Genomic DNA, 11,114 nt, shown 5'->3' with positions numbered 1-11,114 from the left:
GATTTCTTCTTCACGTTCCCGAAGTCTACGCCTTAGTTGATTGTTTTCATCGGCCAGGGCGACCGTACCACCTTTTTTCTGGATTAAGGCATCAACTTCGCTTTGATGATGCTTCGCCTTGCTAATCCAGGTATACATTGTATCAAGATTGATGTTGAGGCGTTCAGATGCTGGCCGTGCGCCAATTTCTTGAGATAGCTTGACAGCCTCTGCTCTGAATTCGGGTGTGTATTTTTTTGCCATTTGGGTGTACAGTCCTCTCTGTTTTCTTTATTTTATCATTTCCTTGTCGTTTTGACTGTACTTTTATGATAACACTCCAAATCTTCTAAACTGCTTCCCCTCCCGAGCTACACCACTACTGCCAGGGGAGCATGACTGTTATACAATCCGCGAACAGCCGCCCCATCGCCACAAGCTATAGCGGATGAACACCACCCACCCCTCATTTAAGGCAAGACATTGACATAATTGTCCGGAAGCTCAGTAAAGAACATGATGCCCAGGCAATCCTTGCCAATGTGTACGGTCAGAGCGGAGCCTGCTCCGGCCTCGGGGGTCATGAAGTTTTTGATACCCATTTCCTTGGAGAGGATTTTCTGAGCCTTTTCCTGGAGCTCCGGTGCGGTGCTGTTAATCAGTCCGATGATCTGATCGCCATCGGCACGTTGATCGTGGACTAATTCAAAGAGCCGCTTGAAGGCTTTTTTCTTTCCCCGGACTTTTTCATAGGCCAGAATTCGCCCATCTTCGAAATAGAGAATCGGGACGATTTTGAGCATATCCCCAATGAGGGCGACACTCTTACTGATCCGGCCACCTTTGGCCAGCCACTTAATATCCCCAACCATAAAGAAAATCTGGATATGATCGGCCAAAAAAGTCATGGAGGAGACAATTTCCTCAAAGGGCTTACCCAGGCGGTAGAGCTTCAGGCCCTGGTGGAGGATGAGCATGGCACCGGTGGTGGCACATTTGGAGTCCACCACGGCAATGCGGCGGTCGGGATAATCAGACAAAAGATGGGAAGCCATTAAGTTTGCCGTTTGAAAGGTACCAGATAATCCAGAGGATAAGGCCAAATAGATGATATCATCACCATTTTTTAGATGGGCTTCAAAGCATTGCTGATAGGTAATGGCCTGAACCTGGGCAGTTTTGGGAAAGGTTTCGCCATTATTGCCATCCACGTACTTTATGACCATTTCCGGCGTAATATCAACGCCGTCTAAATAAGTTTTATCTCCCATGGTAATGGGGATAGGTAAAATTTCAAAGGGATAACGGGTAAGGATTTCCTCGCTGACATCGCACATAGAGTCTACAACGAATCGGATGGCCATCGCGTCTCCTCCTTTTTCTAAATTTAGGTATTCAAATATTTTATCATGCCCGCTCTCTTTTGACAAGAATCTTGCTGAATTAGAATTTACAGATTTAGAGAGGAATGATAGAATGAAAAAGGAAATTTTACTAAAAGGAGCAACCATGGAAGCATTGATTACACGACTCGCAGAAGAATTTAATATAAAACCGAAACAGGTAGAGGATACCATCAGCCTTATCGACGGGGGAAATACCATTCCCTTTATTGCCAGATATCGGAAGGAAGTCACCGGCAATCTGGATGATGTGCTGCTCCGGGATCTGAATAACCGATTAGAATATCTGAGAAAGCTTAATAAGCGCAAGGAAGAGGTCACAGCCAGCATTGCAGAGCAGGAGAAAATGACCCCAGCGCTTTCGTCTGCCATCGCTAAGGCCGTCACTCTCCAAGAAGTGGAGGATTTATATCTGCCCTATAAAAAGAAAAAAAGAACCCGGGCATCCGTGGCCAGGGAGCGGGGATTGACACCCCTGGCCGATATTATTTTAGAGCAGAAGCATACCGCGTCCCAAATTAAGGGGATGGCCCAGGATTATGTCGATCCAACGGGGGAAGTACCCGATGTCGACGCAGCGCTGCAGGGGGCCATGGACATCATCGCCGAGACCCTTTCAGATACGGCTCAATACCGTCAGGCTATTCGGCGCCAGATTCATGAAGGCGGGAAGCTGACCTCGACGGTAACCAAGGATTTTGCCAAAGAAAAAACAGAATTCCAGGATTATTATGACCACAGCGAGGCCATTAAAACCATCGCTGACCATCGGGTGTTGGCCATGAATCGGGGAGAAAAGAAAAAGGTTCTTTCCGTTCATATTGATGATGGGGGAGACGGGGTGCTTGCCCGCTTTAAAAAGGCCGTTCTCCGGCAATCGGCCAGCCCTTATCTGGTCGAGGCGGTGGAGGATAGCTATAAGCGTCTCATTTTTCCATCGGTGGAGCGGGAAATTCGCAGCGCGTTAAAAGACAAGGCCGAGGAAGCGGCCATCCATAATTTTGGACTGAATCTTAAAAAGCTGCTCCTCCAACCTCCCTTTAAGGATAAGGTGACCATGGGGTACGACCCAGGATACCGGACGGGGTGTAAGATTGCCGTGCTGGACGCCCTGGGGACGGTGAAGGCGACAGCCACCATCTATCCCACTAAACCCCACAATAAAACCATTCAGTCGGAAAAGGTCATTCTGGAGCTCATTGAGCGCTTTGGGGTGGATATCATCGCCATTGGCAACGGGACGGCCTCCCGGGAATCCGAGCAGTTTATTGCAGAGTGCTTAAAAAAATGTGATCGCCGGGTGCAGTACATCGTGGTCAATGAAGCCGGTGCATCGGTGTATTCCGCGTCGGAGCTGGGAGCTGAGGAATACCCGGATTTGGATGTTTCCATCCGGGGGGCCATTTCCATTGGCGGGCGGCTCCAAGACCCTTTGGCAGAACTCGTGAAAATCGATCCCAAGCACATCGGTGTGGGCCAGTATCAGCACGATGTCAATCAAAAGGCCCTGGAAAAGGTCGTGGATGAAACCATCGAGGATGCGGTTAATAATGTGGGAGTGGATATTAATCGGGCTTCCATCGCCTTATTAAAACACGTTTCTGGGGTTAATAAAACCATCGCCCGGAATATCATCGATTATCGGGAGGCCAATGGCCGCTTTGAAAGCCGGAAGGAAATTAAGAAGGTGAAGGGGCTGGGGGCCAAGGCCTTCGAACAATGCGCTGGATTTTTGCGTATTGTGGATGGGGCCAACCTCTTGGATAATACCGGGGTTCATCCCGAGTCCTATAAAGCGGCAGAGCAGCTCCTTAAGTCACTCTCGGTGACCCCAAAGGATTTGGCTCCCCAAAACCTGCCGGAAACGGTGAAGGTGCTGAGCCAGGTGGATGTTACGGCCATGGCGGATGAACTTAAAATCGGTGTGCCAACCCTGAAGGATATTATTAAAGAATTAAAGAAGCCCGGACGAGACCCCCGGGATTCAGCACCGAAGCCTCATTTAAAGTCCGATGTCCTCACCATGGATGATTTAGAGGAGGATATGGAACTGGTGGGGACGGTGCGTAACGTCATCGATTTTGGGGCCTTTGTGGACATTGGCGTCCATCAGGATGGATTGGTGCATATCTCCCAGATTAGCGATCGGTATATTAAGCATCCCTCGGAGGTGCTGTCCATTGGGGATGTGGTCACTGTTCGGGTGATCTCCATTGATAAGGCCCGAAAACGCATCGGTCTAACCATGATTATTTAAAATAATTTCAATAAATTAGACAAAAACAAGCTTTAGCCATTGACAAAAAAAGATTATTTTTATATAATTTAAAATTCATCTTTTTTATGCTATAATATAAGAGTGTAAAGGGGTGAGGTTATAAATGTATGATATTGGGGATAAAATCGTGTATCCCATGCACGGAGCTGGCGTCGTAAAAGCCATTGAAGAAAAAGAGCTTTTTGATGAGTGCCAATGGTACTATTTAATGGAAATTGTATCGGAGGGGATGGAAATCCTGATTCCGGTGGATAAAGCAGATGAAATCGGGGTGCGTCCCATCGTTTCCCTGGAGAGAATCAACATCATGCTGGCGGCCTTGGAGGGCCCCATGGGTGAAATGCTCTCAAATTGGACGAAGCGTTATCAGAATAACCTGGAACTACTCAAAAAAGGTGATTTGATCGATGTTGCCCATGTGGTCAGGAACTTGACTTTGATGGATCGGAAAAAGGGCTTATCCAGCGGTGAAAAGAAAATGCTGGTGATAGCTAAGAACTTCCTGGTCAGTGAAATGGTTGTTGTTTGTGGAAAAACAAAAAAAGAAGCCGACAGCGTCATCGAAGATCGGATAAATGCGTAAAAGGACTGTCACCTGCGGGTGGCAGTTTTTTGAATCTGAAATTAATAAAAAATTAGGTATAGCATGGTTATAAATGGTATAATATTATGAATTATATCATGAAAGGAGGTGAGATGATGTTAAAGAAGGTAATTCGTTGGTTTGTAACACTGCTGGGTTTCATAGCAGGATTAGCCACAGCCAATATATTGGTCAATAGCTCTTTGCTGACGGATATGTTGGGGATTGGCATGACCCAGAAAATTGAGCTGGGTTTGTATATCTTCCTGATTCTTTTATTTGGTATTATTTTTTATTTTTTATTTCCGTTGATCTTAAGCGGTGTCCAACGCTTATCCACATTGGTTGAAAAAAGCATGGAGGACGTCCGCTTGGCCGATGTGGCTTTGGGATGCCTGGGGCTCATTATCGGACTGGTTATCGCTATGCTTATCAGCTTTGCTTTTTCCCAGATTCCCATTCCCTGGGTGAGCAGCCTGCTCTCTGCCATTATTTACATTGCCCTGGGCTATATTGGATTTACCATTCCCATTAAAAAGCGGGATGAGATTTTAAATGCCATCCAATCGGGAAAACGGGACCGGGAGGGGATGGCCTCCAATAAGAAGATGTCAAAGAAAAAAGTGCAGACGGGTCTGAAGATATTGGATACCAGCGTCATCATCGATGGCCGGATTTACGATATCTGCAAAACCGGATTTTTAGAGGGAACTCTCATCGTTCCGGTGTTCGTCCTCAATGAGCTCCAGCTGATTGCGGATTCCGGGGACGATTTAAAACGGACCCGGGGCCGTCGGGGCCTGGATATCATTAAAAAAATGCAAACGGATTTAGATGGGATTATCGCTATTTCCGAAGAGGATTATGAAGATCTCTCGGAAGTCGATGCCAAGCTGGTTCGTATGGCCAAGGAGAAAAAGCAGAAAATTGTCACTAATGACTATAACCTGAACAAGGTGGCTAGCGTCCAGGGCATTGAGGTGCTGAACATCAATGAATTGGCCGGGGCGGTTAAGCCCGTGGTACTCCCTGGGGAAGAAATGAAGGTCCTTCCGGTGAAAAATGGGAAGGAAAACGGACAGGCTGTGGCCTATTTGGATGATGGGACTATGATCGTCGTTGAAAATGGCCGTCGTTACATTGGGGAGAACATTACGGTTATGGTGACCAGTATTTTACAGACGGCTGCGGGCCGAATGATCTTTGCCAAGCCACGGCGATAGAAGGAGAGACATGGAAGAGACACAGCTGCCAAAGGGCTTTTTAACCCGGATGTCCGGGCTGATGACACCAGAGGAATACGAGGCATTGCTTCAGTCCTACACGAAACCGAAGTATAAAGGAATCCGGACCAACACCCTTAAATGCACCCCGGTGGAAATGACCACCCGAGTGCCCTTTGACCTGGAGCCGGTTCCATGGTGCCCCACTGGGCATTATATTGAAGAAACGATACGGCCGGGGAAGAATCCGGCCTATTACGCGGGCCTGTACTACGTTCAGGAGCCCACCGCCATGACACCGGCAGAGGCCCTGTGCCCGGAGCCTGGGGATTGGGTGCTGGATTTGTGTGCGGCACCTGGGGGCAAGACCACCCAGCTGGCCTGTAAGCTTTCTGGGGAAGGGCTGCTGGTGGCCAACGAAATTGTTGTGGGTCGAGCGGGGATTCTAGCCAGTAATGCCGAGCGTATGGGAATCACCAATTTAATGATCCTCAATGAATTTCCCGAGCGTTTAGTTGAAAATTTTTATGAAGCCTTTGATAAGATTTTAGTGGATGCCCCCTGCTCTGGGGAAGGCATGTTTCGAAAGGAGCCCGAAGCCCTTTCGGGATGGAGTGCCGAGCGGGTGGAGCATTGCGCCAGACGCCAGGAAAAAATATTGGAATCTGTGGACAAGCTGCTAAAGCCTGGGGGAGTATTGGTCTACTCAACCTGTACCTTTGCACCCGAGGAAAATGAATGCATCGTGGAGAGGCTGCTGGCCACGGGGAATTATCAAACGGAACCTCTGACCATGGAAGGCTTAAGCGATCGGGGACGCCCGGACTGGACCGAAAAGGGAACAACCGAAGTGATGGATACCCTGCGCATTATGCCCTATCATGTGAAGGGCGAGGGTCATTATGTCGCCCGTCTGCGCAAGGTGGGGCAGACATCGGATGATTCGGGCTTTGGTCGGCGAAAAGCCAAGGGGAAGCTGAAAAAAATGGGGAAGCGGGACTTGGTGGACTATGAGGCTTTTGCCAAGGAATACCTTGTCGGGCAAACCTTTGATCATTTGTATGGCTTTGGGGAAAAGCTGTACAGCCTGCCCCAGGGGATGACCGCTGATCAGCTAGCGGGCCTGCGGGTTTTGCGGCCCGGTCTCCATTTGGGGGATTTCAAAAAGAACCGCTTTGAGCCCTCCCACACCCTGGCCATGGCCCTGAAGCCAGAGGCGTACGCCCAGGTCCATGAGGTGGCTAGTGATGATGAAGCTTACGCCTACTTAAAGGGCGAACCCCTGGTGAGTAAGGGCACTAAGGGATGGACCCTTGTGTGCTGGCAGGGGTATCCCCTGGGATTTGGAAAGGCTAGTCAGGGAATCATAAAAAACCACTACCCCAAAGGGCTGCGGATTAAAAAGAAATAAAATGCATGACGAGTCGCCCCATGGGACGGCTCGTTTTTCTGATGTGTGTTGGTGTAAAATGTGCTATAATAATTCTAAATTAGGAGAGTACTACCAGGGTATAAAAGGGAGTGATTGGGAATGTGGGGTATCGTTCTGCTAGGAAATATCTTTGCTTATGGGATGTGTGCGGGGTATATGAATGCAGGAATGACACCGCGTTTAGGCAAGAAGGCAACGGGTATTATGTGGCTGTTTTGGGCAATAGGGACCTTTTTGATTGGCCAGAGTGAGGAATTGACAGTATACCGAGGCGCGGCGAATCTTTTGTCGATTCTTTTAATGGGTCTGATCTTTTATAAGGACCGATCATTTTTAGGACGGATCATCTTTGTCATCAAAATATTCTTAGTCCTTCTTTCTTTTGATGCCATCGTTTTTGGGGCCTTCTGGCTTACGGGCTGGGAAGCACCGGCAGGCGCTGCGCGTAATATTCGATACTATTTTTATAGTGTATCACTTATTTTGCTAGTCCTTTGTACCTACCGGTTCTTTAGACCCTTTGTTGTAGGAACCAATCTTGAAAAGGGTCCTTTGTTCGATTTGATTTTAATATTGGCCTGTGTCGTTGAAGGGATGCCCATTCTTTGGATGGATGACTACGTTCATTCGATTAATCCCAATGGGGACGGTTATATTATAGTCTATTTAATACTTATTTTAATCTTTGATGCGGCACTGATCTATGTGTTTCGGCGGATCAAACGGCAATATCGGCAAGAACAAGATTTGATGCTCCTTAAGCAGCATCAAGACTATCAACAGAATTATTACAAAGCCGTAGAGGCCCAATACCAACGTTCCAGGGAATTCGTACACGATATGCAAAATCATGTGATGATTCTATCCAGGCTTTATGCCCAGGATGAGGTTGAGCGAGCCCAGCGTTATGGGGAGTCAGTGCTTCAAAAAATTCCAGAAGCACCCAATGAGCGTCATTAATTGAGAATAAATGCAATACTTTGGAAAAGAAAGCATAAGGAAAAGCATAAGGAGAAATGATATGTTGACCATTGGAATTTGTGATGACCAGGTGGAAATCATCGATGATCTTGTGGAGCGATTAGAAAACTGGGCGGCGATCCAAGGCGTACCTTTACACGTAAGAACCTACACCCGGGGATTGGATTTGTTAGAGAATTATCAAGGGATTGATCTGCTGTTTCTCGATATGAAAATGCCCGAGGGTGATGGGGACCCATTGCCCGGGATATTAAAAAGGAGAATCCCCTTTTACCCATAGTGTTTATCACGGCCTTTACCCAATACATGCGAATGGCCTTAGATATCCATGCCTTTGGTTTTCTGGATAAACCCATTGACCAAAAGGCCATTGATGACATTATGTCGGACTTTTTACACTATCAGGAGGCTCAAGGGGGGGAAGCATTGCCTTTTAAGACCAAGGATGGCCTAAGGATGATTTATCCAAAAGACATCCTTTATTTTGAACGTCAGCACCGGGCCATCCATTTGGTCATGTCAGCAGAACGGTTTTGGATTAATACCCCCACATTATCGGCTGTCATGGATCAGATGGCGGACCATGATTTCTATCAGATTCACCGAAGCTATATTATATCCTTAAAGCATATTGTCCGCATTCAGCGGGAGACCGTTCTTCTGGAGAACGGGGCGTCTCTCCCTCTGGCAAAGGGCCGGGCCGCTGAATTCAGGCAGGTCTATATGGGACAGATGGAGAAGAGATGGTAAGCATTAGAAGGCTTTCAGGCATATACGCAGTCCGTGGTGGCATCCAGGGAGATCATTGTAGGAGGGAGAAATGAATAAAAGAAAGATCAACGGGCTCATTCAGGGAATCTTTATGGCCGTGTTGATTATCCTCGAAGTGGTCCCCATGACCTATTTAAACGACTACTATGTAAAAAACATTCCGGATCGGCAGATTTATATCATTGCATACAGTGTACTGCTCGTTATCTTTGATTTTACCCTGATTTATGCCTTTCGGCGCATTAATTTAAGCTATCAAAAAGAAAACGAGCTTGAGCTTAAACGCCGGGCCGCTGAACTCGAGGCCCATTATTATGAGGACATTGAAAAGCAGCAGGCCGATTATAGCCATCTTTTCGATGAGATGCGCCGTCAAATCTCCCAGATGGAAGCCTTCAGCGCCAGAGGGGATACCCAGGCCTTACAGCAGTGTATGACAACGACCCAGGATATGTTAAAGGCTACGAAGCCACCCTTTACGTGTAGCAATCATACCCTCATGATTGTATTAAGCGATAAATACAAGCGGTGTGCTACCCTAGGAATTGATCTCCAGGTCGACGATGGAACAAGGGGAACCGGACGCCTTTCCGATTTTGATATAACGACGATTTTTGCCAATTTGCTGGACAATGCCATTGAGGCATCCACAATGGTCGCAGAAGCAAAAATTAGGGTAGTATTACGAGAAAAAGGGCAGATGCTGGCCATTACCATTGAGAATTCCTATGATAAATCACCCGAAAAAAGCAAGGATGGCTTATTTAAAAGCAGCAAACAAGATGTCGGCCATGGCTTGGGGTTAAAGAATGTGCAAATGGCTGCAGAGCGGTACGAGGGGAGCATTGATTTTGATGTCCGGGATGGATGGTTTGTGGTGCGGGTGTTGTTGCCGGTGCTGTAGTTTACAGTTTTTACTCCGGCATCCCTACCACAATCAAAAACCACCCATCCTCAATCTGACAATTTACCGTCCCTCCATAACCTTTGGCAATCTGGCGGATGGTGGATAGGCCAAAGCCGTGGTTCCTTTGGTCGGCCTTGGTGGTTTTGGTTAGGCTTTCATTGATTGTCGGGTTTTGACAAGTAATGTACAGGGTTTTGAGTTTTGCATCAAAAGATATTTTGAAGGTGATGGCTGGATCAATGATGGCGCAATGCTCGGTTGCTTCGATGGCATTATCTAAAATATTGGCACAAATAAAGGATAAATCGAGCTCATCGATCTGATTATTCTCTTGTTCGGGAAGCGTAATCAGGGTGTTGACCAGGATACCTTTGTTTTTAGCGTTTCGTATTTTAGTGGAGAGGACGGCATCCAGCCCTGGATAGCCGGTAAGGGCTAAATAATTATTCTCTGTGACAGTATGGGTGAGGGCGCTGATTAAATCGTTGCACTCAGCTAGTTTTCCAGCCTTAATAAGCCCGGACAAATGGGAAAGACTGGCGCTTAAATCATGCCGAACACGCCGGATTTCATTTTGAGATTGGAGCATATCCGCCTGGTGGAGGCGCTGTGTTTCAATGGTTTTTTCTAAAAATTGCTTACGTTGTTTATCCAGCTCAGAGTCAATGGTATGATTGATGATGTTGATCAATAATAGGTTTGATATAAAAACTAAGATAATAATAACAAAACAGAGAACATAGGAAACGGTCTCTGAGCCATTTCGGAATATTGCCCACATTAAAAGTGTTAGAATACATAAAGAACAAATCGGATAAAAGACAAGGAGAATATTCTTAGAGAGAAGCCCCTTCCGTTCTTTGGTCACACGAATAAAGGAAATGAGCATAAAAAAGATGACACTGGTCAGCATGACCTGGATGACCGTATAAGTGTTTTCCACGTCGGTGAAAAAATAAGTCATAGAGATATTGAGTACATTGAGGACAAGGGCTGAAAGCAATTCGGCTACTGCCGTTATAATAATGATCGCTAAGGAGAAAAGTAGTCGTTGGGGTAAGGTACAGCGATAAAAGAGTGTCATTAAAAGAATGTCTCCAATGCTGACAACAAGGGATAATACAGCGTGAGCCTGTAAATAAAACAAAGATTGGGCTAACCCAATGGAGACCAGGAGTATGAAGAGATAGGGAAAAATACTATTACGAATACTCTTCGGTTGACAGAGCACATCAAATCCCAGAAAGGTGACATAGGTTTTTAGACAAAGGGCAATGGTCAAAAATAGCATTAGAAACTCCAAACTTTTCTTTTTCTTAAATTATAACCAGGAAATCTAAAAAATTCAATTCATTATGACGAAAAACTTTACGATTAGGCAAGAGGGTTGGCTTTTTTGAAAAAGGTGATAAAATAGATTTAAAATATTGACCATTGGGAGGTTATTATGAAATTGAAAAGTGGGTCTGTGAAACTCTTTCTGTAAATTCCCAAACCAAGGTTTCCTGTGGTAGAATAAACTAATCCCATAGGAGGCCTTTTATTATGGCAAAACCA

General features: G+C 46.3%; 11 protein-coding genes. 8 read left to right on the top strand and 3 right to left on the bottom strand.

What is annotated here, in order from left to right:
* Together BLW33_RS13430 and BLW33_RS13425 are read right to left on the bottom strand one after the other, a co-directional pair.
* Window positions 1–243 (bottom strand): transposase (locus tag BLW33_RS13430; protein WP_143032660.1); only part of this gene is annotated, 243 nt, incomplete at its 3' end.
* Between the two features lie 206 nt (window positions 244–449).
* On the bottom strand, window positions 450–1,343 hold the full coding sequence (locus tag BLW33_RS13425; protein ID WP_090309864.1) for a DegV family protein: 894 nt from the start codon (window positions 1,341–1,343) through the stop codon (window positions 450–452).
* A gap of 145 nt (window positions 1,344–1,488) precedes the next feature.
* Between BLW33_RS13425 and BLW33_RS13420 the strand changes: the two genes are divergently transcribed.
* The 8 genes from BLW33_RS13420 to BLW33_RS13385 all read left to right on the top strand — a co-directional run bounded on the left by BLW33_RS13420 (window position 1,489) and on the right by BLW33_RS13385 (window position 9,554).
* Window positions 1,489–3,639 carry a Tex family protein gene (locus BLW33_RS13420; RefSeq protein WP_090309867.1) on the top strand — a complete coding sequence of 717 codons (2,151 nt, stop codon included), beginning with the start codon at window positions 1,489–1,491 and terminating at the stop codon, window positions 3,637–3,639.
* 124 nt (window positions 3,640–3,763) lie between these two features.
* On the top strand, window positions 3,764–4,243 hold the full coding sequence (locus tag BLW33_RS13415) for a CarD family transcriptional regulator (RefSeq protein WP_090309861.1): 480 nt from the start codon (window positions 3,764–3,766) through the stop codon (window positions 4,241–4,243).
* A 113-nt stretch (window positions 4,244–4,356) separates the two neighbouring features.
* On the top strand, window positions 4,357–5,466 hold the full coding sequence (locus tag BLW33_RS13410) for a PIN/TRAM domain-containing protein (RefSeq protein ID WP_338070075.1): 1,110 nt from the start codon (window positions 4,357–4,359) through the stop codon (window positions 5,464–5,466).
* 10 nt (window positions 5,467–5,476) lie between these two features.
* Window positions 5,477–6,877, top strand: a complete 1,401-nt coding sequence (locus BLW33_RS13405; protein ID WP_090309855.1) for an RsmF rRNA methyltransferase first C-terminal domain-containing protein — start codon at window positions 5,477–5,479, stop codon at window positions 6,875–6,877.
* A 120-nt stretch (window positions 6,878–6,997) separates the two neighbouring features.
* Window positions 6,998–7,858 (top strand): hypothetical protein, encoded by an 861-nt coding sequence (locus tag BLW33_RS13400; protein ID WP_090309854.1) that lies wholly within the window; start codon window positions 6,998–7,000, stop codon window positions 7,856–7,858.
* Between the two features lie 61 nt (window positions 7,859–7,919).
* Window positions 7,920–8,159: a DNA-binding transcriptional response regulator gene (locus tag BLW33_RS13395; RefSeq protein WP_090309851.1), complete on the top strand. Its 240-nt coding sequence runs from the start codon at window positions 7,920–7,922 to the stop codon at window positions 8,157–8,159.
* A gap of 26 nt (window positions 8,160–8,185) precedes the next feature.
* Window positions 8,186–8,629: a LytR/AlgR family response regulator transcription factor gene (locus tag BLW33_RS13390; RefSeq protein WP_143032658.1), complete on the top strand. Its 444-nt coding sequence runs from the start codon at window positions 8,186–8,188 to the stop codon at window positions 8,627–8,629.
* Between the two features lie 70 nt (window positions 8,630–8,699).
* Complete coding sequence (locus BLW33_RS13385) at window positions 8,700–9,554, top strand: ATP-binding protein (RefSeq protein WP_090309847.1); 855 nt, start codon at window positions 8,700–8,702, stop codon at window positions 9,552–9,554.
* 10 nt (window positions 9,555–9,564) lie between these two features.
* Here BLW33_RS13385 and BLW33_RS13380 read toward each other — a convergent pair whose 3' ends face one another.
* Complete coding sequence (locus BLW33_RS13380; protein ID WP_090309844.1) at window positions 9,565–10,848, bottom strand: sensor histidine kinase; 1,284 nt, start codon at window positions 10,846–10,848, stop codon at window positions 9,565–9,567.
* Between the last annotated feature and the right edge of the window lie 266 nt (window positions 10,849–11,114).

The organism is Eubacterium aggregans, from assembly GCF_900107815.1.
Taxonomy (GTDB): Bacteria; Bacillota; Clostridia; order Eubacteriales; family Eubacteriaceae; genus Eubacterium_O; species Eubacterium_O aggregans.
This window is presented reverse-complemented; position numbering and strand designations above follow the sequence as displayed.

Bases quoted from the DNA above. Each gene is read 5' to 3' on its own strand.
- BLW33_RS13425 (WP_090309864.1), bottom strand. From the start codon at position 1,343: ATGGCCATCCGATTCGTTGTAGACTCTATGTGCGATGTCAGCGAGGAA.
- BLW33_RS13420 (WP_090309867.1), top strand. From the start codon at position 1,489: ATGGAAGCATTGATTACACGACTCGCAGAAGAATTTAATATAAAACCG.
- BLW33_RS13415 (WP_090309861.1), top strand. From the start codon at position 3,764: ATGTATGATATTGGGGATAAAATCGTGTATCCCATGCACGGAGCTGGC.
- BLW33_RS13410 (WP_338070075.1), top strand. From the start codon at position 4,357: ATGATGTTAAAGAAGGTAATTCGTTGGTTTGTAACACTGCTGGGTTTC.
- BLW33_RS13405 (WP_090309855.1), top strand. From the start codon at position 5,477: ATGGAAGAGACACAGCTGCCAAAGGGCTTTTTAACCCGGATGTCCGGG.
- BLW33_RS13400 (WP_090309854.1), top strand. From the start codon at position 6,998: ATGTGGGGTATCGTTCTGCTAGGAAATATCTTTGCTTATGGGATGTGT.
- BLW33_RS13395 (WP_090309851.1), top strand. From the start codon at position 7,920: ATGTTGACCATTGGAATTTGTGATGACCAGGTGGAAATCATCGATGAT.
- BLW33_RS13390 (WP_143032658.1), top strand. From the start codon at position 8,186: ATGCGAATGGCCTTAGATATCCATGCCTTTGGTTTTCTGGATAAACCC.
- BLW33_RS13385 (WP_090309847.1), top strand. From the start codon at position 8,700: ATGAATAAAAGAAAGATCAACGGGCTCATTCAGGGAATCTTTATGGCC.
- BLW33_RS13380 (WP_090309844.1), bottom strand. From the start codon at position 10,848: ATGCTATTTTTGACCATTGCCCTTTGTCTAAAAACCTATGTCACCTTT.